The organism is Tolypothrix tenuis PCC 7101 (assembly GCF_963874875.1).
Taxonomy (GTDB): Bacteria; Cyanobacteriota; Cyanobacteriia; order Cyanobacteriales; family Nostocaceae; genus Aulosira; species Aulosira tenue.
Genome location: NZ_CAWNJS010000001.1, coordinates 811,782 through 832,469 on the forward strand (window position 1 = coordinate 811,782; position 20,688 = coordinate 832,469).

Genomic DNA, 20,688 nt, shown 5'->3' on the forward strand with positions numbered 1-20,688 from the left:
CATTTAAACCTCGAATTTTTCAGGATATCTCAAAAATTCGAGGTTTTAGCATTTATAAAAGCAGACAAAATTTATAATAGATAAAGTATTGATCAAGTGGATCTTAGTTAGGCTGTGTTACAGCTATGAAAAGATTGAGGAATTAGAGATAATGATATTGAGCCGTAACGCATCATTTATGAAGCTTTATCTGCTAATACTACTATCAAAGGAGAATCAATAACCTTGAATACTCAACTAACCCTTAAAGAACAATTTCTAGCCCAGCTTGATAAAATTCAAAAGCACGGTGATAGTTCTCACGTTACCAATGTAGAGCTAGACGAAAATACTGCCACAGAAATTGAAAAATTAACAACGGAACTCGAAAGTATTAATCCCAATCCCAAACCTCTGCTCAATGCTATTTCTCTGCTAGATGGAACTTGGTTACTGAAATACTCCACTGCTAGAGAAATTAGGGCTTTAGCTTCTCTACCATTAGGGTTAAAAGTCGGTAAAGTATATCAAGTAATTAATGTTGCCAACAAATCATTCTTCAACATAGCTTTTGTGCAACATCCTTTGAAAATTATATCAGGATACGTGAAAGTTGCAGCTAGCTTTGAGCCTGTCCAAGAAGATTTATCGAATCTACCGGACAAACGTATCCAAGTAAATTTTGAAAAACGCTACTTATCAATTGAAAAAATTCTTGGTATTAACACCCCCCAACTCAACCCATTTAAAGTTGTTCCAGCTAGTAATCCTAAAGGTAGGCTTCCAACCCTAGATATTACTTATTTAGATGAAACTTTAAGAATTGGGCGTGGTGGAGATGGTAGTTTATTTATTCTAACTAAATCTCAAGATTTACCTGATCACTTTAGATAAATTTGAATGCGTAATTCGTAATTCGTAATTACAAAATACTGGCAGAATCTAAGTTGAGAGGTTTGAATATTTTGCAGAACTTTCAGGAATTAGATTACTCAACTTAGCACTCACGACTCAGCACTACAAAGGCATAAAGTCATACCCAGTCGCAGATTTATTGCTAGGTTGAATTTTTACTAAAACTGCTGTGCCATTGCGATCGCCTGATGGTAAAAATTGGATTCTACCTGTAGCACCATTAGCAACCAGGCTGGGACTATGCAGCGCTTTTTCTAAGCCATCGCGGGTGCTATCTTGTTGTAAACCTTTAGCGATCGCAATTGTCGCATCATAAGCTGTAGCAGTTCGCCAATTTACATTTCCGCCCCAAAGTTTCACCGCATTCTGTGGAAAAGGATTACCTGGAATTGCTTGCGGATGCCAAGGTATAGCTAAAACTAAGCCATTCACATCACTTTTGCCTACCTGTAGAGTTTGGAATGTGTAGAGTGTGGGGCTAGCAAACAGTGTTAATTTACCGCTATTTGCGGCTGCTAAATCTAAAGCTTTGTTAATCCTATCGACATGAGGCGCTAATACTAAGCTATCTGCACCACTGCTGATGAATTGGGAAATCAAGGCACTGGGATTAAAATCAGCCGCAGCAACATCGCAATTTGTGGGGTTAACTTTACCACCGCCAGCAACGATACCTTTGATAAACTCATCCTTGAAAGATTGAGTATCGATTGATTTTGAGTCTGCACAAATAGCAATATTGTTTTTACGCGCCGTTTTAATAGTGTAATTAGCAAGGCTGGCGGCAAATGAGCCATTACTAGGTACAGTGCGAAATATATAATTACCAATACCAGAGAGATTTTGTGCTGTGCTGCTGGGAGAAATCATCACTAATCCTCCCTCTTGGTAAATTGGTGCAGCCGCAATCGAAGCATTACTAGAGTTATGTCCCACTACAGCTAGAATGCTCTTATCTTGGACAAATTGCTTGGCAATCTGTTGAGCTTGGTTAGCCTCATTATCATCGTTAGCGATCGCCACCTGCAAAAGTTTACCATTGATACCACCGCTACGATTGACTTCATCTTGCGCCTGGGCGACACCCCGCAGAATTTCTTTTGCCACATCTAAATTCCCGCCGATAGGTACACTCACGGCAATTTTCAGGGAATTAGTATTTTTTGTCTGTGAATTATTGAAATAAATTAAGCTTTCTGGATCGTTGCGGTGTTTTTGCAGCGATGATTTTAACTTGGTGCTAGCAGTAGCAAAATCGCCCTTTGCAAAAGCTTGTACTCCTGCTTCTTTATCAGCACTCGTATCAGCAGCCACTAAAATTTTCCCGCCTAAACTGATCCGCTGTGATTGAGAACCTCCGTTACCTGGTTGCGAACTATTCCCAGATATTAAGGAAGTCAAATTGTTACCGGAAAATTGATTCCACACCCACAAGCCCAAACCTAACACAGCCGTAGTACAAAGCAGAGATAAAATTAGCAGCTTAATTTCTTTCTGAGAATTCATAAGTTATTGATATAGATTGCTCGGTAGAGTTGGTATTTTCTCTACTAAATACAATCAGAACGAAGAAAATAGGCAAACCTGCAACTCAATAACAGCTTACCGCGATCGTGGGGGTTGGGGATTAGGGATTGGGGACTGGGGACTGGGGACTGGGGATTAAGAAGAAACACCAATTACCAATTACCAATTACCCATTACCCATTACCCATTCCCAATTCCCCATTGTTACCAGTTCCAAAGTCTTCTACACTGACTGCATAGGTTTTAAGTCTTAAAAGCTCCTCGTAATGGTCAACGATACTGAGTACATTAGGCAAACTGAAGCCACTCGTGTAAAGGTACTTAGCGAAGCTCTGCCTTATATTCAACAGTTCGCCGGTCGTACTGTTGTTGTAAAATATGGCGGTGCGGCGATGAAAGATAGCACCCTCAAAGATCAGGTAATCCGCGATATTGTCTTCTTATCCTGCGTCGGCTTGCGCCCGATTTTAGTCCACGGTGGCGGCCCAGAAATTAACAGTTGGTTAGATAAGCTGGGAATTGAACCGCAATTTAAGAATGGTTTGCGAGTTACTGATGCGCCCACAATGGATGTTGTGGAAATGGTGTTGGTGGGTCGAGTTAATAAGGAAATTGTTGAGCTGATTAACCAAGCTGGTGGTTTGGCTGTGGGACTCTGCGGTAAAGATGGTAATCTCATCACAGCCCGCCCCCAAGGTCAAGAAGGTATCGGTTTTGTTGGGGAAGTCAGCAATGTCAATATCAAAATTTTAGAAACTCTAGCTAGTAATGGCTATATTCCAGTTGTGTCTAGTGTCGCCGCCGACGAGACAGGACAAGCTTATAACATTAATGCTGATACCATCGCTGGAGAAATTGCAGCCGCTTTAGGTGCAGAAAAGTTGATTTTACTGACTGACACCAGAGGTATTTTAAAAGATTACAAAGATCCTTCTACTTTGATCCCCAAAGTGGATATACCCGAAGCGAGAGATTTAATCGCCACGGGTGTAGTTAGTGGGGGGATGATTCCCAAGGTCAATTGTTGTGTGCGATCGCTTGCTCAAGGAGTCAAGGCTGCACATATAATTGATGGTCGCATTCCCCATGCTTTGCTATTGGAAATCTTTACTGATGTTGGGATTGGAACTATGATTCTCGGTTCCCAATTTAGACCTTGATTACCTACTGGTTGGGCAGTTTGCCCAACCATAAAATTACCAAGGGTAAAGAATATTGACTTGCGATCGCCCTCTGAATGGTTGATTATATCCAGGATGACGGTCAAATACTGGATTTCTGATTGTTGAGTTGCGGAAAATGGGGTTAACTACAGAGGGTGTATTTAAACTCGGATAGATATTATTCTGTCCCTCTTGTGGATAAGTGTAGATTGTAGTTGTGGGATAACGGTAATCATTGCGTTGGCGATAGCGGTAATTATTATCCCAATGCGTTCTCCCTCTCACCGGATTTACACGTATATGATTATACCTCTGATTCCCATATCCGAATGAATCATCGAAGTGTGTTTGCCTTCCACCATTAATAATAATCACCGACTGAGCAGCAGCAGGGGCAATAGTAGCGCCGAGTAATGCCAGAGTGAGGCCTGCACCCAGCCAATTCCGTTGTAAATCTTTAATCTTAGCCATATTTTGCTTCCCCAGTTTGATCGACTGAAATTTTCAGTAGCTGCTGATTGTTGGTATCTGAATGATTGGTTTACTAACTTTTTATGGATTTCTGATCAGTACTTCAGTGCTGATTAAGAAAATTATTTTTCCATCAATGTTAGTGTGCATTTTTTAACATACCTCAGTAGTGCATCTTTAGTACTGCTGCGGTGATTAAGAAATATTGAAAAAGTACAGGTAACTATTTTCATAAAAATTTTAGCTAGTCTCGTGAATTTCCACATCCATCTAAAGGTAGGGGTAGTTCATTTGTGCTATGTACCCCGAAAACATTTCCTAATGATTGCTGACATTGGCACAATAAATTTAAGAACTACTGATGTGTGTACAGAACGTGAATGCAGAAAGTTTAGAATTAGCCAGATCTCGCTACCAAGCAGGGAGAGTTGCTTTTGAAAATGGGCAATACCGAGAAGCTGTGGAGAATCTGGAAAAAGCCAGCGCCCTCTTGTCTGGTAATTCTCGCTTTGGGGGCGAAGTGCAAATTTGGCTGGTAACCGCTTATGAAGCTGCGGGAAGAACAGAGGATGCGATCGCCCTTTGCGAACAACTTAAACGCCATCCCTACTCAGAAACCAGTAAACAAGCCCGGCATTTACTCTACATCTTAAAAGCACCGAAGCTGAAAAGACCCAGCGAGTGGATGACAGAAATTCCCGATTTGGGTAAATTACCTGAAAATGAATCACAAGTGCGGATATCTGTCAAGCCTCGCCCAGCTACTAGCACCAAAAAACCGGAACCGGAATTTGTGGATCTCAGCCAAGTCAATACCAAAGATAACCGCTTTATTTGGCTGGCGTTAATTGTCATCGGGTTAATCCTGGGATACTTGGTTTGGCTAAATGTTTAATTGTCAAAAGTCACAGAGACGCGATTAATCGCGTCTGTACAAAAGTTAAAAGTCCAAAGTTTAAAACTTTTGGATGTGGATTTTCCACCTATATCTCTCAGGTGGGAAAATAACCATTGGGATTGAAAAGGATGAAGTGTAAAGGATGAAGGATGAAAGTTTTTCAATATTTAGGCTCTATTGATTTATCTTTGGGTTAATTTCATACTTTAGCCCTCATACTTTATCCTTCATCCTAGAAAATCTGATACTTGAGGAGACTAATTATTGATGAATTCTTCATATCTAGGAAAAGTTCTCAATTGGTTAATTAAACCATTAAGTTTTGTTATAAAAAAAAGAGAATTGTTAACAAAATTTGTTGGACATAAATCAATTAACGCCATATTTTCTTTCTCCCAAAACAGCAGCAATACCAAAACACCAAAACCGATTTTGTGGGTAGTCGTCTTAGCATCCTTACTGTTAACTGGTTGTGTGCAGTATGACGTAGGTGTGAACTTTAGCAACTCCAATCATGGGGAATTGGTGCAGCATATTAAATTAGGAGAAAGGCTCACCAGTTTTAGTGGCGACTATGTTTATGAATGGTTGAATAGTATAGAACGCCGTGCCCGCAAACTGGAAGGCAAAACAAAACGAATTTCGCCTGAAGAAGTGATTGTGACGATTCCTTTCACGAATGGGCAAGAATTACAGGCAAAATTTAATGAGTTTTTTAGCTCCCACATCAATCAAAACACTGAGCCTGTAGCCGCTGAATCTGATTCAGAACTACCAAAAGTTGAATCTAACTTACTCATAGAAGAGAACAACTTTTTACTATTGGTACGTGATCGCTTAATTTATGATTTAGATTTGCGATCGCTCTCGCTAATTGCCAGTGATGGTAATGTTTTAGCTAACGCAGGTTCAATTCTCGATTTGGATTTTAGTTTAAAAACCCCATTGGGAGCGCAAAACATCCCCATTGGTGAAAATCCCATTGAGCCAGAAAAGATTAACAATCAACTAGTGTGGAAGCTAAAAACTGGTGAACTCAACCACATAGAAGTAGTTTTTTGGCTTCCTAGCCCCCTTGGTATTGGTGCATTGCTAATTGCTTTGTTTGTCTGGGGTGGAATATATCTCAGATATACATTTATGCCAGATCCCAGACTGCAGTTTGCACCAAAACCAGCAGTATCAGAATAGTTCTGAGTGCTGAGTGCTGAGATGAGAATAGAGTCTCTAGCAAGAGATGTGACTAGTTTGACCAATTCCAAACAAGCTTTTGACTCTTAACTCTTGTACAGACGCGATTAATCGCGTCTCTTTATACTCAGCACTTATTAAGGAGATAAACGCTCAATTTTCCAATTGCCATTATCTAGACGAGTATAAAGCAGGCGATCGTGTAAGCGACTGGGGCGGCCTTGCCAAAACTCAACTTCTACAGGAATGACACGCAAGCCTCCCCAATTCACAGGCCGAGGAATGTCTTGAGTTTCATATTTGTCCTGTAATTCTTGCAAGCGCTGCTCTAAAACTTCTCGGCTTTCTATCACCTCGCTTTGATTAGAAGCCCATGCACCCAAGCGACTATTTTCAGGACGGCTGTAAAAATATTGATCGGATTCCGCTTCCGAAACTTTCTCCACCTGTCCTGTAATGCGAACTTGGCGTTCTAATTCCGCCCACCAAAACACTAATGCAGCTTGCGGGTTTTCTGCTAGTTCTTGACCTTTACGGCTGTTATAGTTGGTAAAGAAGACAAAGCCTCGCTCATCAAAATTTTTCAGTAGTACCATTCTGGCCGAGGGTTTACCGTCGGGCATAGCTGTAGCCAGAGTCATGGCGTTGGGTTCAGGAAGTTGGGCTGCTAGCGCCTGATCGAACCATTGTTTAAATTGCATAAAAGGATTAGGATTAACCTCAGTTTCGCTCAAATCTTGTAGAGTATAGTCTTTACGAAGATCAGCTATGGTTGGATTCATGGCGATGTACTTCCCTGGTATTTAGATCAGTTTTGTAGATGTCTTTATTCAAAATATCTTTTATGGTCAGCGCCAATACCTATTGAGCAATTTTTTTCTAGATTTATAGAAAAAATATTGCATCTGATACCAAATTGGGATAAATAATATTGTCTGAGATTGCCAGAGCAGCTTTTTGGTCAAGACTTTCAATATCAGAGGTTGTTTGAAAAGTGATTGGTTGTGTTTTTAGCACTTGTTGATCCCCCCAACCCCCCTTAAAAAGGGGAATTTAGGAGGAGCTAAAACGTTTTGCTACCAACCAGAGGACTTTTAACACATCCTCTAAAATCCACAATCTAAAATCCAAAATTTAAAATCGATATGATCCGCCGTTCAGCCTCCCTTCAAAGTTTGTTAATTTATGGTCTGAGCGGCCCGATTATCGCTCTTAATGTCTGGTTATTGTCAGTAGTGTTTCACTATTTCCAGCATCCCATCACTATCCTCAGTTCTGCAGCAATTCTGGCTTTTTTATTAAATTATCCGGTGGAGTTCTTTAAACGCGCGCGCATCACCCACACTCAGGCGGTGATTATTGTTTTGCTGGTCACTTTTACATTAGTAGTGATTTTGGGTGTCACATTAGTACCCATGCTACTTGACCAAACAATTCAACTTTTAAATAAAATTCCTGATTGGTTAACTAGCAGTCAAAGAAATCTCGAACATGTTGAAGCTTTAGCAAAACAACGGCGGTTACCCATAAATCTGCAAATAGTGGCTAATCAAATTAATGCTAATATCCAAAATTTGGTGCAGCAGTTAGCTTCGGGTGCGGTGGGATTTGCCGGCACACTGCTCTCAGGAATACTGAATGTGGTGTTAGTAGTGGTGCTAGCGTTTTATATGCTGATCTATGGCGATCGCGTCTGGGCTGGTTTGGTCAGTCTGTTACCATCTAATATTAGAATTCCTTTAACAACATCCTTACGATTAAATTTTCAGAACTTCTTCCTTAGTCAGTTGTTGTTAGGGCTATTTATGGTAGTGACTCTAACACCAATTTTTCTAGTTTTGAGGGTACCATTCGCCTTACTGTTTGCCATAGTTATTGGCATAGGCGAACTGATTCCCTTTGTGGGTGCAACTCTTGGCATTGGTTTAGTCACAATCCTAGTACTGCTCCAAAATTGGTGGTTAGCAGTGCAAGTTGCTTTGTCAGCAATTCTCTTGCAACAAGTTAAAGATAACTTATTAGCGCCTAAATTACTAGGTGATTTTATCGGACTCAATCCCATCTGGATTTTTGTAGCAATCTTAATGGGTTTTGAAATAGCAGGTTTACTAGGGACACTTGTTGCTGTTCCCATTGCTGGCACTATTAAAGGCACATTTGATGCTCTTAAAAGTGGTGAATCTGGTAATTTTGCTTCACATTTTTCTATTAATAATTACACATCTGATTTTGATGAAGAAAGTAAAAGTTAGAAATGGGTAATTGGTAATTGGTAAACCTCAGAGTGTGGAAAATATCGAAGAGGTAAAATATCAAATTATTTAAAAAATTAAAAAACTGCCAGATTTACTGAACATCTTAGATAAATAAAGTATTTTAAATTACGTTATTTACTTATTTGAAAGTCTAAAAACCTCATGTTATACTTCATCGATTATGGTGAGAATTATACTATTTGACTTTCCGGGTGCAATAAATGTATTATGCAAAATTCTACAAAACCAAACTTGCACAATCGAAAATTACCATTCACAATGAGAATAAAAGTGATTGCTTGCTAGTTATTAAGTATCATTTATTACAAAATATTCTAATTGAATGACATAGGTAAGACCTGTGCTAATTTTTATCTACAATACCAGCAAGGAATTCTTGCCCAATAAATCCAGTGTTAAAGTTAGGCACTTTTTAACTTAATTACTCAAAATTAATTAATGGATGCGTCCGAGCTATTAGAAACAATTACACTTCTGATCAAGCAAGCTGAACAAGGAGAAATTGACCCTTGGGATGTTCAGGTAATTGAGGTAATTGACCGTTATTTAGAACTAATGGCACCGCAGGCCACAGCTAGAGGCTATGAAGCCGATTTATCTCAATCTGGACAAGCTTTTTTATCAGCATCAATGTTGGTGTTATTCAAAGCCAATACCTTGATGCAATTACAGTCAGCCGCAGATGAACAAGAACTGATACTTGATGACGCACTGCTAGAAACCGAAAATGGGCTATTACACCCCGTTAATCGTCTGCCTTTAGAGCATCATTTGCGTCGTCGTCCAGCCGCAATGCCACCGCCTAAACGTCGGGTAACTCTGCAAGAGTTAATTGACCAATTGCAGATCATGGCGAACCAGCTCAAACTTGTTCAAAAAACTAACAAACCAGTCCGTCCTCGCCGTCAGCCGACTGTGCAAAGTATGCGAGCTGCGCTAGAACTGGCACACCAAGAAAACTTGACGGAAGTAGCTGGAGAACTAGAGCAAGTATTACAGCTGTCGGCACAAAAATTACATTTGGAACAAAATTATTTGAATTTGGAACAGCTTGTGGAGTTATGGGTCGAGAGTAAACAGCCATACGAAAATGGCTCTGCTCATACATCACCACATAGCCACTTAGTTAGCGTATTCTGGGCACTGCTACTGCTATCAGCTCAATCCAAAGTAGAGCTATTGCAAGAGGAGTTTTACCAAGAAATTAAAATTCGGTTACTGATAGATTCAGCGAACACTCACAAACCTGTGGAGCAGCCTATGAATTGAGAAATATCTATCAACTTATTTAGATAATTTATAGACTACGGTGCCATCAAACCCAAAGTCTAGGTAAATTTAAAAAGTAAGCCATTGCTCGTTAAATGACGATGCCGATAGATGCAAAAATCAGCAAATTCCCCTAATCTGTGCTATCAGGGATGAATAAAAAGAATAAACCAATGAAGTATAACTTGTTGAAAGTAAACTGGCTTGTGGTTGAGGAATAATCTTTATGAAGGCGATGATTCTTGCAGCGGGTAAAGGTACTCGAGTCCGTCCGATTACCTATACAATCCCCAAACCGATGATTCCTATACTGCAAAAACCAGTAATGGAATTTTTACTTGAACTGTTGCGTCAGCATGGCTTTGACCAAATTATGGTCAATGTGAGCCATTTAGCAGAGGAAATTGAAAACTATTTCCGTGATGGTCAGAGGTTTGGTGTACAAATTGCCTATTCCTTTGAAGGGCAAATTGTGGACGGTACACTGGTGGGGGAAGCAGTCGGATCTGCTGGCGGGATGCGGCGTATCCAAGACTTTTCGCCGTTTTTCGATGATACCTTTGTGGTATTATGCGGTGACGCGTTGATTGACTTGGATTTAACAGAAGCAGTCAAGTGGCATCGAGCTAAAGGGTCGATCGCGACAATTATTACGAAATCTGTTCCCAAGGAAGAGGTTTCTAGCTATGGTGTAGTCGTGACTGATGACGACGGGCGTGTGAAAGCTTTCCAAGAAAAACCCTCAACCGAAGAAGCCCTCAGTACCAACATCAACACCGGGATTTACATCTTTGAGCCGGAAGTATTTAAATATATTCCCTCTGGCATTGAATACGACATTGGTAGTCAACTATTCCCCAAACTCGTAGAAATTGGCGCGCCTTTCCATGCGATCGCAATGGATTTTGAATGGGTAGATATTGGTAAAGTACCAGACTACTGGCGGGCAATTCGTGGTGTACTGCTAGGCGAAATCAAAAACGTGCAAATTCCTGGACATGAAGTTGCACCTGGAATTTATACTGGCTTAAACGTCGCCGTCAATTGGGACAAAGTTGATATTACAGGCCCAGTTTACATTGGTGGCATGACCAGAATTGAAGACGGCGCTAAAATCGTCGGCCCGGCGATGATTGGCCCCAATTGCTGGATTTGTAGCGGGGCGACAGTAGAAAACAGCGTGATTTTTGAATGGTCGCGCCTCGGCCCAGAAGTTCGCCTCATCGATAAATTAGTATTTGGGCGTTACTGCGTCGATAAAACTGGAGCCACCATTGATGTCCAAGCAGCAGCCTTAGACTGGCTGATCACTGATGCGCGTCAATCTCCACCATCTCATACTCCAGTAGAAAGACAAGCGATCGCAGAATTGCTGAATACGACTGCTATTTAGGGCATGGGGCATTGGTAATGGGTAATGGGTAACGGGTAATTGGTAATTGGATTTTCTGCTTGTCCCCAGTACCCAGTACCCAGTCCCCAATCCCCAGTCCCCCAACCCCTAACTATTCAAATACGTGTATCTTCTCAGACTTTGCTCGTAAGTTTGTAGGAGCCGCTGAGATTCTGCTAGGGTGATGCGCTTTTCCTCCAGGGCTTTTTCACAACGCTGACGGATGTTTTCTACCATGTCTTCAGAATCGTACTGCACGTAGCTGACTACTTCGCTCATGGTATCGCCTTTGACGACATGTTCAATTTGGTAACCTTTGGGGGTCAATTGAATGTGAACTGCGTTAGTGTCGCCAAATAGGTTGTGTAAATTACCCATGATTTCTTGGTAGGCTCCACTGAGGAACATTCCCAAATAATAGGGTTCGCCTGGTTTAAAGGTGTGTAGTTCTAAAACAGATTTGACATCACGCAAATCAATAAAGCGGTCAATTTTGCCATCACTATCGCAGGTGAGGTCTGCCAAAATTCCTCGGCGAATTGGTTCTTCGTCTAAACGGTGGATGGGCATAATCGGGAATAATTGATCAATCGCCCAGCAATCTGGTGCTGATTGAAACACCGATAAATTAGCGTAGTAGATGGAAGCCATGATTTTTTCTAGGTCTTCCAGTTCGTCTGGTACGTATTCCTGCTGTCTAGTGATGTTTAAAATTTTCTGACAACAAGCCCAGTAGAGACGTTCAGCTTTCGCCCGTTCTCTTAAGCGTAAAATGCCCAAGTTGAAGCGGCTGATGGCTTCTTCTTTAAATTGGGCTGCGTCGTGATAAAACTCCTGATAATTTTCTTTGTTAATCGATTGGTAGGTTTCCCAGAGGTAATTAATAATTGGCGATTCGCCTTCTTGTGGCGGTTCTGGTGTATCGAGGGGGACATCGCTGGTACTGAGAACATCAAAAATCAATACCGATTGATGGGATGCGATCGCTCTTCCACTTTCACTAATCAGTGTAGGTACGGGAATTTGCCGTTCGGCACAGGTATCTTTTAACTCTGCCACGATGTCGTTGGCATAGTTTTGCATATTGTAGTTTTTCGAGGCGTAGAAGTTGGTTTGGGAGCCGTCATAATCTACACCCAAACCACCACCGACATCGAGATATTTCATATCAGCCCCCAGCATGGCCAACTCTACGTAGATGCGGCTGGCTTCTTGGATGGCATCTTTAATCACGTTAATGGCTGAAATCTGCGAGCCGATATGGAAATGCATCAGCTGCAAAGAATCGAGTAGGTTAGCTTCGCGTAACTTGTCAACCGCCTCGATGACCTCAGGCATAGTCAGGCCAAATTTGGCGCGATCGCCACTCGAGCTACCCCAGCGTCCCATACCTTGAGTACTGAGTTTAGCTCTTACTCCTAAGATGGGTTTAATACCTAACTGACGATTAGCCGCAATGACTAAATCAACTTCTTCAATTTGCTCTAAGACAATAATCGGTGTTTGTCCTAGCCGTTGAGCCAACATTGCTGTCTCGATATATTCTTGGTCTTTGTAGCCGTTGCAAATTAATAATGCTCCTGGGGTATCCAAGATAGCCAGAGCAATCATTAATTCTGGCTTAGAGCCAGCTTCTAAACCAAATTGATGCGGCTTACCAAATCTGACCAAATCCTCAATTAAATGGCGTTGCTGGTTGCATTTAACAGGAAATACACCACGATAAACACCAGGATAGTTATAGCGAGCGATCGCCTTCGCAAAACAAGCATTTAAACGCTCAATCCGGTCTTCCAAAATGTCTGAAAAGCGAATCAACATCGGCAGACCTAAATTACGCTGCTTCAAAGCGTTGACCAATTCAAACAAATCCAAAGAACCACCGCGATCGCCTTTCGGGGAAACAGTGACATGACCAGCCGCGTTAATCGAAAAATAAGGTTGTCCCCAGCCTTCAATTCGATATAGCGCTTCGCTGTCCTCTATTTTCCAAGCGCGAGGCGAATCATCAGTGATAGTACTAGGCGCTAACAGCTTTTTTGGCTTATGGTTTTTCACTTCCGGTTTGTGTCCATTAGACGGCAGCTTAACTATCTCTTCAGATGTAGCAGTTGACTCAACACCCATTTATTCCTGACCTCTGTGTTTCACCCACGAATTTTCAATTTAACGCATTCATTTGCGATCGCATATGCACCCAGAGATAATTTCTGAGATAAACTCTGATTGGTCAAGAGTCGTGTGTTACTAGTCATTAATTATTTAGTCATTCGTCATTAGGGTCAAAATCCCTCAAGTATCCACAAATGACAAAGAATTAAGGACAAAGAACAAAAGATAATTGATCTTGAAAAATTTATTAAGTTTTCGGAGATAGCTTTGGAACGCACATTTTTGGCAATTAAACCCGACGGCGTACAACGCGGACTAGTCAGCGAAATTATCGGTCGCTTTGAAAAAAAAGGCTTTACCCTCGTGGGTTTAAAGCTGCTTCACCCCAGTCGGGAATTAGCTGAACAACATTATGACGTTCACCGCGAAAGACCCTTCTTTGCAGGATTAGTCGAATTTATCACCTCCGGCCCTGTAGTAGCGATGGTATGGGAAGGTGAAGGTGTAATCGCCTCTGCAAGAAAGCTGATTGGTGCAACCAACCCCCTCAACGCCGAACCTGGAACCATTCGTGGCGATTTGGGGATCAACATTGGTCGCAACATCATCCACGGTTCCGATGCTCCGGAAACAGCGCAAAAAGAAGTTGCTCTGTGGTTTAAGGATGAAGAATTAGTTAACTGGAAACCAGAAGTGACTCCTTGGTTGCACGAGTAGGGAGTTAGGGACTGGAGACTGGGGACTGGGGATTGGGGATTGGGGATGAGGGGAAAAGGGGAAAGGGGAAAGGGGAAAAGGAAAAAAAGGGAAATTATTATTACCCATTACCCATTACCCATTACCCATTACCCATTACCCATTACCAATGCCCCATGCCCAATGCCCCATGCCCTACTTCTGTACTTCCGTTTTTTCTGTCAATTCTTGGGGTACTTCTTCTATGTTTGTGCGTTTTGAAAAGCCCCAAGCTAGGATCAGACCGATCGCAGTAATCATTAACCATTCGGGTGGAACTAGGCTATCGTTGACCACCTTTAATAACAAACGCAAACCTACAAATGCCACAGTTATATAGCCTGCGTCTTCTAGGTTTTCAAATTCGTCTAGCCAACGGATAAATAATTCTGCCATGAAGCGCAGGGTAATGATCCCAATGGTTGCACCTGTGAGTACTAACCACCTTTCTTGAGAAACTGCGATCGCAGTTGTTACGCTATCTAAAGAAAATGCCAAGTCTGTAAAAGCAATTACTGGTATTGCTTGCCACAAAGATTTAAAACGCGGCCCGTGATGGTGATTTTCTTCGTCTGTTTCTTGGGACGTGAAGTGTTGGAATACTAGCCATAGTAGATAAGCCGCACCCAGAAGTTCAAATTGCCATAAATTTTGTACCCAAGTAGCTGTCAGGATTAATGTAATCCTGAGTACATAGGCAACAACCAATCCCAAGTTTAGCGCTTGTCGCTCAACCTTTTTATCTTCCAATCCTTGAGCGATCGCAGCGAGAGCGATCGCATTATCAGCAGATAGCACTGCTTCTAAAAACACCAGGATAAGCAGAACTATAGGAGCTTCAACGCTAAAGTGAAAATGAAGATAATCAAAAATTTTGTCTAGCATTCCAAGTATCTCAAGCAGCGAAAATTAAAAATTAACAAGAGCAACGAATTTCATCCTCTAAAGTGCAAGCAATTGCTACTTTTATCCAGCTTAACGTGGCTGTGGTTGATTCTAAAGACTCTGGAATTGGCGCAATTACAGGGTAGTTAGAGTTTGTTGAGTGTAGCATGACACACCAGAAGTCTTAATATTCTCTTAAAAAAACTCTCTATAAATCAAGTACGGAAATACCCAAATCAATTCCTATCTACCGATTTGTTGCAAAAAGCTAGGATCTAGGCAAAAAGTTTTGTTGAATTGACTCTTACTCGATTTCATACCAATTTCAGCTTTAAAGGCACAACATTTTTGGAACCAGACAATTAATTGATATGACAAATCACAACCCGAAAAATAATAACGCAGCCCTCAAGACGACCGAAAGGGTTGAGAAATAGCATTCTCTCTAAGATTGTGGCTAGTGGGAGGTATTACTATAAAAACAATACTTTAGGAATCTTAATAATGAATTTAACTACCCAACAGTTACCTTCAGCCACTTTAGAAAAATTCCTTTGGACTTGGCGGGGCTATAAAATTCAGTACACTGTTATGGGGACAGGAGAACCCCTAGTACTAGTACATGGCTTTGGCGCTTCTATTGGACATTGGCGCAAAAATATTCCAACTTTAGCTAACGCTGGTTATCAAGTGTTCGCTGTAGATTTGTTGGGTTTTGGTGGTTCCGAGAAAGCACCAATTGATTACAGCCTAGAAATCTGGGTAGAACTGCTCAAAGATTTTTGGTATGCACACATCAAACAACCTGCCGTATTTATCGGTAACTCCATTGGTGCATTAATCAGCTTAATGGTACTGGCAGAACATCCAGAAATTGCTGCAGGTGGTGTTTTAATTAACTCTGCTGGTGGTTTAAGCCATCGTCCCCATGAATTGAACCCACCATTAAGGGTTGTGATGGCAGCATTTAACAGAGTAGTGCGATCGCCCCTCACAGGCAAGTTTGTCTTTAACCGCATCCGTCAAAAATCCCAAATTCGCCGCACACTTTATCAGGTTTATCGCAACCGGGAAGCTGTTACTGATGAATTAGTTGATTTACTTTATACCCCAGCTTGTGACCCTGGCGCGCAGAAAGTTTTTGCATCAATTCTTACAGCCCCTGCTGGGCCTACTCCTGGGGAACTTTTGCCCAAGGTTGAACGTCCTTTATTAGTAATTTGGGGTGCTGACGATCCTTGGACACCAATTACGGGGGCAAAGATTTACGAAGAAGCGCGTGAGAATGGTAAAGCCATCAAAGTTATCCCCATTCCCAACGCTGGTCATTGTCCTCATGATGAAGTTCCAGATATTGTCAATTCCCAAATTGTGGATTGGCTAGCGCAAAGGTGATGATTTCGCGCATGGGCATCTTTAGATGTCTATGCGCCTTTGTGACAAGGTGCGATTAATTTGTTAGCAATCCACATCACTTCAAGAAGTCTGGAGTGTAAAGGATAAAGGATGAAACAAAATGCAAGTTATACCAATTTGAAAAAAGAATGCGACAGATAGTAGGGGCAAGGCACTGCCCATTGGTGTCAACTTAAGCTAAAAGCTATATACGGCGCGTGTTGTACAAATACCTCGCGCCCTCATCCCCTAACCCCTTCTCCCTGAGGGAGAAGGGGAATTGAATCTCTTGCTCCCCTCTCCTGCTGGGAGAGGGGCTGGGGGTGAGGGCAGAACCTTGCAACCAAGCGGGTTTAACTTGAAGTTGACACCAATAGGCAATGCCTTGCCCTCTAGAATATATTGATGTGTCGCAAATATTATTTGAATTGGTATTACATCTATGACGATTCATAGTCATAGTAGAGGTAATTTCACACTTCATACCTCATACTTCATCCTTTAGCCTTCAGCCTTCATTTGACCAAATCAAATTGTGTGGTAATTGTCTATGGGACTTGATGTGCAAAATGGATATCAAGGGAAGATTCCTGTCAATAAATATCCAGATTTTTCTCAGCAAGGCTATCAAGTTATCCGAGAACTAGGACGCAATCAACAAGCAGGACGTACTACGTATTTAGCTCATGCGCTTAAAACTGAGCAAAAAATCGTAATTAAAGAGTTCCGTTTTGCCAATGCGATTCCTGATTCGTCAGTTGTAAAAGCTTATAAAAGTGAAATTGCAATTCTGCAACAAATAAATCATGAACGTATTCCCCACTATGTTGATTCTTTTGCAACATCAGCGGGTTTTTATATGTTGCAGGAATATAAAAATGCTCCTTCTTTAGTTTCACAATATAGCTTTCATCCAGAAGACATCAAAAAAATCGCTATCTCAGTATTAGAAATTTTGGTTGATTTACAAAAGCGAGTTTCTCCAATTATCCATCGGGATATAAAACCAGAAAATTTATTAGTTGATCAGCAATTAAATGCTTATTTAGTAGATTTTGGTTTGGCTCGCAACAAAGGGGAAAAAATGACTCTCAGCAGTTTTGCTGTTGGCACACCCGGTTTTATGCCACCAGAAGAACAATTTGGTTATCCTTTAACAGAGGCATCAGATTTATATAGTTTAGGAGCAACATTGATTTGCTTACTGACTAATACTCGTTCTGTAAATATTAGTCAGTTGATTGATGATAAATATCGCTTCAATGTGCAAAAAATACTGCCTCAAATTAACCCATGTTTTCAGCGTTGGCTAATGAAAATGGTAGAACATAAACGCCAACATCGATATGGGAATGCAGCAGTTGCTTTAGAGGCATTAAAAACAATTCCAGTATTGGGTAATGCTACAGCTTGGGAAACTTTAGCGGCTAATATCAAAACTAAAAAGAAAATTTTTGTATTGGGATTAGCAACTATTGGTACAATCGCTACTGCTGGGAAAACCTTGATGATAGCTCAATCTGAAAATACTAATAAGCAAGTGCTAGAAGCAAGAGAATGTCACGCATTTAATGCAATTGCAAGTTGTCTCAATAAACCCAACCATTAAGAGACCATTTATAAAGTGAAACTTCTGTAGGGTGTGTTAGGCGCTGATTTCCAATATGATTTATCAAGAGAGAACTATCCTAGCGCCTAACGCACCATCCACGCGGCGGTGCGTTACGGCTAAATTTCATTGTCTCTCAGCTCGAAATCATTTCATAGCCGTAACACACCCTACAGATGAATAGCACTTACTTTAAGTAAACATTGCTGCTCAGATCCCCGACTTTTTGAAAAAGTCGGGGATCTAAAACCTGCTAAAGTAAGCGACATTTCACCCTACAGTATAGAATTTACTTCAGGTGAATAATACGCTGTTATAGTAAACTGCCTTTAGCAAATCAACTTGCTTGCAGTAATTTTGACAGCTTGTGAAGAAAATCCTGATTTTATCTGCTAATCCTACGAATACAGACAAACTACGCCTGGATGAAGAAGTGCGGGAAATTCAGGCTGGTTTGGAACGCGCCAGAAGCCGAGATCAGTTTGAAATTATCACGAAATGGGCAGTCAGAACTGACGATTTACGGCGTGCGCTTTTAGATTATGAACCGGAGATAGTTCACTTTTCTGGGCATGGTGCGGGAAATCAAGGTTTGGCGTTGGAAAATAATGCTGGAGAAATCCAGTTAGTAAGTACGGCTGCGCTGGCAAGATTATTTAAATTATTTAAAAATCAGGTTGAGTGTGTGTTGTTGAATGCTTGTTATAGCGAAGTACAAGCTGTAGCGATTCATCAACATATTGATTGTGTAGTGGGTATGAGTCAGGCGATTGGCGATCGCGCGGCGATTGAATTTGCTGTAGGCTTTTATGATGCACTGGGGGCCGATAGAACCTATGAGGAAGCTTATGAGTTTGGTTGTACTGCTATTGATTTAGAGAATATTCCTGAGTCGGCAACCCCAGTGTTAAAAAGTAGGAATAATTTAACAGATAACTCAGAAACGAATCAAGGAACTTCTCAAGAATCAACATCGGCAGTCAAAGTAATTTCTTTAGAAAATCCTGAAGGGCAAGTACCTCTAGATTCTGCTTTTTATATTGAGCGTCCGCCGATTGAAACGGACTGTTATGAAACTATTCTCAAACCTGGGGCATTAATTAGAATTAAAGCACCTCGGCAGATGGGTAAAACTTCTTTGATGACGCGGATTCTCAATCATGCTCATCAACATGATTATCAATATGCATCTGTGAATTTTCAATCAGCCGATGCAGAATTTCTGAGTAGTTTGGATTTATTTTTACAGTGGTTTTGTGCCAGTATCACTAATGAATTAAATATTCCTGTGAAGTTAGAAGATTATTGGCAGGGGGTTTTGGGTAGCAAAAATAAATGTACAAATTACTTTCAGCGCTATTTATTACCTGTAATTAATACTCCTATTGCTTTGGGTTTGGATGAAGTAGATGAAGTTTTCAAACATCCCGTAATTGCAGCAGATTTTTTTGGATTGTTACGGGCTTGGCATGAACGGTCAAAAAATGAATTAGTCTGGAAAAATCTTAGGTTGGTAATTGCTCATTCTAAAGAAGTTTACATTCCATTAAATATTAATCAGTCACCTTTTAATGTGGGTTTACCAATTGAATTACCAGATTTAAATCACTCACAAGTGCAGGATTTGGTCAAGCGTCACGGTATAAATTGGTCTGATTCCCAGGTGGAAGAATTGAGAAAGTTGGTTGATGGTCATCCTTATTTAGTGAGGGTAGCACTTTATGAAATTGCTCGTGGTAGGATAACGCTGCCGAAACTACAACAAATTGCGGCAACAGAAGAAGGGCCTTATAGCGATCATTTGCGTCGCCATTGGTTAAATTTGCAAATAGATGCAGAGTTATTAGCTGCAATTGCACAAGTAGTAACAGCAGATTCTCCTGTGAATGTGGGAGTAGAAGCAGCGTTTAAACTCCGTAGTATGGGACTGGTGAAATTTCAGGGTAATGATGTGATACCTTTGTGTGATTTATATAGACAATATTTTTCTGCGCGCCTCGGAATTAAACAAGGCAATTCCCCCACATAAAATATACAGTAGGGTGTGTTGTCGCGCAGCGCAACGCACCGCCGCATAGATGGTGCGTTACGGCTAAATTTCATTGTCTCTGTGTCCGAAATCCTTTTATAGCCGTAACACAACGCCACTTGCTACAACGCGGGAAACCCGCGCAACGCAGTGGCTCCCCTACTTTATAAATGGTCTCTTATTTATCAATTTCTAATCACTAGCAATATATTTATGGTTCAGATTATTCAGGGTAAAGATGTCAGCCTCAATCAGTTGATTGAGGAATTTGATTTACAACGTAATGATGATGAAAACTTCTTTCGTGAATGGCAGGAGAATTTACCAGAACTGAATGATTTAGAAAGGCAAAATATTGCAGAAATCAAAACCGAATATCAGCATTTATCTCGATATCCCATTTTAGAACCTGTAGTCAAAATGGTGGTACTTTCTCCACTATTGCGTCTAGCAGGGTTTTATCAACCACCTTTCTATATTGCTTCTGAGGAAGAGGTGGAAATTTCTTCGGAAGATGAAGGCACAATTATTCGATGACGCATTGATATATTGGTATTTCATCCACCATTATGGGTGCTGGTAATTGAGGCAAAAAGGGCGCAATATTCTTTAACTGTTGCCATTCCCCAAGCTTTAGCTTATATGTTAGCTGATACCAATACAGAAAAACCTGTTTTTGGCTTTGTCACTAATGGTAATGAATTTAGATTTATCAAACTGATCAAAGGTGTAATTCCTCAATACGCTCTATCCGATTTATTTGCTTTAGATAGCCGAGATGACCTTTATACTGTCATCAAAATATTAAAACGCCTAGCTGATTTAATTCGTAATTCGTAGG

The 20,688-nt window shown here is 41.0% G+C and carries 18 protein-coding genes; 13 read left to right on the top strand and 5 right to left on the bottom strand.

All coding sequences use genetic code 11. The features are described 5' to 3' along the window. The first annotated feature begins 225 nt into the window (after nucleotides 1-225). Nucleotides 226-873 (top strand): PAP/fibrillin family protein, encoded by a 648-nt coding sequence (locus AACU25_RS03290; protein WP_096573891.1) that lies wholly within the window; start codon nucleotides 226-228, stop codon nucleotides 871-873. Between the two features lie 123 nt (nucleotides 874-996). Here AACU25_RS03290 and AACU25_RS03295 read toward each other — a convergent pair whose 3' ends face one another. Continuing rightward, nucleotides 997-2,400, bottom strand: a complete 1,404-nt coding sequence (locus AACU25_RS03295) for an ABC transporter substrate-binding protein (protein WP_096573892.1) — start codon at nucleotides 2,398-2,400, stop codon at nucleotides 997-999. A 287-nt stretch (nucleotides 2,401-2,687) separates the two neighbouring features. On the opposite strand from AACU25_RS03295, the gene argB reads away from it, so the two are divergent. Next, nucleotides 2,688-3,581, top strand: a complete 894-nt coding sequence (gene argB, locus AACU25_RS03300) for an acetylglutamate kinase (protein WP_096573893.1) — start codon at nucleotides 2,688-2,690, stop codon at nucleotides 3,579-3,581. Between the two features lie 36 nt (nucleotides 3,582-3,617). Here argB and AACU25_RS03305 read toward each other — a convergent pair whose 3' ends face one another. Beyond that, entirely contained in the window at nucleotides 3,618-4,055 is a 438-nt protein-coding gene (locus AACU25_RS03305) for a hypothetical protein (protein WP_096573894.1), read from the bottom strand. Nucleotides 4,056-4,416: 361 nt separating this feature from the next. Between AACU25_RS03305 and AACU25_RS03310 the strand changes: the two genes are divergently transcribed. Beyond that, the gene (locus AACU25_RS03310) at nucleotides 4,417-4,950 is read left to right on the top strand and encodes a tetratricopeptide repeat protein (RefSeq protein WP_199347429.1); all 534 of its coding nucleotides are present in this window, start codon (nucleotides 4,417-4,419) and stop codon (nucleotides 4,948-4,950) included. Between the two features lie 270 nt (nucleotides 4,951-5,220). Then, nucleotides 5,221-6,144, top strand: a complete 924-nt coding sequence (locus AACU25_RS03315; protein WP_096573895.1) for a DUF3153 domain-containing protein — start codon at nucleotides 5,221-5,223, stop codon at nucleotides 6,142-6,144. A gap of 137 nt (nucleotides 6,145-6,281) precedes the next feature. Here the strand turns inward: AACU25_RS03315 and pdxH are convergent, their stop codons facing one another. Continuing rightward, entirely contained in the window at nucleotides 6,282-6,926 is a 645-nt protein-coding gene (pdxH, locus tag AACU25_RS03320) for a pyridoxamine 5'-phosphate oxidase (RefSeq protein WP_096573896.1), read from the bottom strand. A gap of 366 nt (nucleotides 6,927-7,292) precedes the next feature. Between pdxH and AACU25_RS03325 the strand changes: the two genes are divergently transcribed. The 3 genes from AACU25_RS03325 (at nucleotide 7,293) to AACU25_RS03335 (ending at nucleotide 11,082) form a co-directional block, all read left to right on the top strand. Further along, entirely contained in the window at nucleotides 7,293-8,396 is a 1,104-nt protein-coding gene (locus AACU25_RS03325; protein ID WP_096583457.1) for an AI-2E family transporter, read from the top strand. Between the two features lie 462 nt (nucleotides 8,397-8,858). Then, the gene (locus AACU25_RS03330) at nucleotides 8,859-9,689 is read left to right on the top strand and encodes a segregation/condensation protein A (protein WP_096573897.1); all 831 of its coding nucleotides are present in this window, start codon (nucleotides 8,859-8,861) and stop codon (nucleotides 9,687-9,689) included. A 226-nt stretch (nucleotides 9,690-9,915) separates the two neighbouring features. Then, the gene (locus tag AACU25_RS03335) at nucleotides 9,916-11,082 is read left to right on the top strand and encodes a nucleotidyltransferase family protein (protein WP_045869485.1); all 1,167 of its coding nucleotides are present in this window, start codon (nucleotides 9,916-9,918) and stop codon (nucleotides 11,080-11,082) included. A gap of 108 nt (nucleotides 11,083-11,190) precedes the next feature. Here the strand turns inward: AACU25_RS03335 and speA are convergent, their stop codons facing one another. Continuing rightward, nucleotides 11,191-13,209, bottom strand: coding sequence for a biosynthetic arginine decarboxylase (gene speA / locus AACU25_RS03340; RefSeq protein WP_096573898.1), 2,019 nt, complete (start codon nucleotides 13,207-13,209; stop codon nucleotides 11,191-11,193). Between the two features lie 252 nt (nucleotides 13,210-13,461). Between speA and ndk the strand changes: the two genes are divergently transcribed. Continuing rightward, entirely contained in the window at nucleotides 13,462-13,911 is a 450-nt protein-coding gene (gene ndk, locus AACU25_RS03345) for a nucleoside-diphosphate kinase (RefSeq protein WP_045869483.1), read from the top strand. 174 nt (nucleotides 13,912-14,085) lie between these two features. Here ndk and AACU25_RS03350 read toward each other — a convergent pair whose 3' ends face one another. Then, nucleotides 14,086-14,814, bottom strand: a complete 729-nt coding sequence (locus AACU25_RS03350; protein WP_096573899.1) for a TerC family protein — start codon at nucleotides 14,812-14,814, stop codon at nucleotides 14,086-14,088. A gap of 504 nt (nucleotides 14,815-15,318) precedes the next feature. Between AACU25_RS03350 and AACU25_RS03355 the strand changes: the two genes are divergently transcribed. The 5 genes from AACU25_RS03355 to AACU25_RS03375 all read left to right on the top strand — a co-directional run bounded on the left by AACU25_RS03355 (nucleotide 15,319) and on the right by AACU25_RS03375 (nucleotide 20,687). Beyond that, the gene (locus AACU25_RS03355) at nucleotides 15,319-16,209 is read left to right on the top strand and encodes an alpha/beta fold hydrolase (RefSeq protein WP_096573900.1); all 891 of its coding nucleotides are present in this window, start codon (nucleotides 15,319-15,321) and stop codon (nucleotides 16,207-16,209) included. 550 nt (nucleotides 16,210-16,759) lie between these two features. Then, nucleotides 16,760-17,818, top strand: coding sequence for a serine/threonine protein kinase (locus tag AACU25_RS03360; RefSeq protein WP_096573901.1), 1,059 nt, complete (start codon nucleotides 16,760-16,762; stop codon nucleotides 17,816-17,818). Between the two features lie 367 nt (nucleotides 17,819-18,185). Beyond that, a complete protein-coding gene (locus AACU25_RS03365) occupies nucleotides 18,186-19,847 on the top strand; it encodes an AAA-like domain-containing protein (protein WP_096573902.1) in 1,662 nt (553 codons plus the stop codon). Nucleotides 19,848-20,060: 213 nt separating this feature from the next. Next, complete coding sequence (locus AACU25_RS03370; protein WP_321206815.1) at nucleotides 20,061-20,384, top strand: hypothetical protein; 324 nt, start codon at nucleotides 20,061-20,063, stop codon at nucleotides 20,382-20,384. A gap of 12 nt (nucleotides 20,385-20,396) precedes the next feature. Then, on the top strand, nucleotides 20,397-20,687 hold the full coding sequence (locus AACU25_RS03375; protein ID WP_321206816.1) for a hypothetical protein: 291 nt from the start codon (nucleotides 20,397-20,399) through the stop codon (nucleotides 20,685-20,687). The last annotated feature ends 1 nt before the right edge of the window (nucleotide 20,688 follow it).